Consider the following 622-nt stretch of genomic DNA (forward strand, 5'->3'; position numbering starts at 1 on the left):
AAGTTATTTTAGACTCGTTAGCTCAGTTGGTAGAGCAATTGACTTTTAATCAATGGGTCACTGGTTCGAGCCCAGTACGGGTCATCATTGCGGGTTTGGCGGAATTGGCAGACGCACCAGATTTAGGATCTGGCGCTTAACGGCGTGGGGGTTCAAGTCCCTTAACCCGCATAATAGAAATAAGCCGGCTTAGCTCAGTTGGTAGAGCATCTGATTTGTAATCAGAGGGTCGCGTGTTCAAGTCATGTAGCCGGCATTTTTTTAATATAACCAAGAGGTCGATGCGAACGTAGTTCAGTGGTAGAACACCACCTTGCCAAGGTGGGGGTCGCGGGTTCGAATCCCGTCGTTCGCTTAGAGAGGCCGGGGTGGCGGAACTGGCAGACGCACAGGACTTAAAATCCTGCGATTGGTAACGATCGTACCGGTTCGATCCCGGTCCTCGGCATATAATGAGCACCCTTAGCTCAACTGGATAGAGTACCTGACTACGAATCAGGCGGTTAGAGGTTCGACTCCTCTAGGGTGCATTTTTTCTATTTAACTCGGGAAGTAGCTCAGCTTGGTAGAGTACTTGGTTTGGGACCAAGGTGTCGCAGGTTCGAATCCTGTCTTCCCGATT

7 tRNA genes are annotated in these 622 nt (G+C 50.0%); all 7 read left to right on the plus strand.

What is annotated here, in order from left to right:
- The first annotated feature begins 11 nt into the window (after positions 1-11).
- The 7 genes from QM867_RS10760 (at position 12) to QM867_RS10790 (ending at position 620) form a co-directional block, all read left to right on the plus strand.
- Positions 12-84 (plus strand) — tRNA-Lys (locus QM867_RS10760).
- Between the two features lie 5 nt (positions 85-89).
- Positions 90-171 (plus strand) — tRNA-Leu (locus QM867_RS10765).
- Positions 172-183: 12 nt separating this feature from the next.
- Positions 184-256: transfer RNA gene (locus QM867_RS10770), tRNA-Thr, on the plus strand.
- Positions 257-283: 27 nt separating this feature from the next.
- Positions 284-355: transfer RNA gene (locus QM867_RS10775), tRNA-Gly, on the plus strand.
- A gap of 7 nt (positions 356-362) precedes the next feature.
- Positions 363-448: transfer RNA gene (locus QM867_RS10780), tRNA-Leu, on the plus strand.
- 8 nt (positions 449-456) lie between these two features.
- Positions 457-530 (plus strand) — tRNA-Arg (locus QM867_RS10785).
- Between the two features lie 16 nt (positions 531-546).
- Positions 547-620 (plus strand) — tRNA-Pro (locus QM867_RS10790).
- Positions 621-622 lie beyond the last annotated feature (2 nt).

Origin of the sequence: Streptococcus infantis (assembly GCF_047463635.1) — a bacterium.
Lineage (GTDB): Bacteria > Bacillota > Bacilli > Lactobacillales > Streptococcaceae > Streptococcus > Streptococcus infantis_W.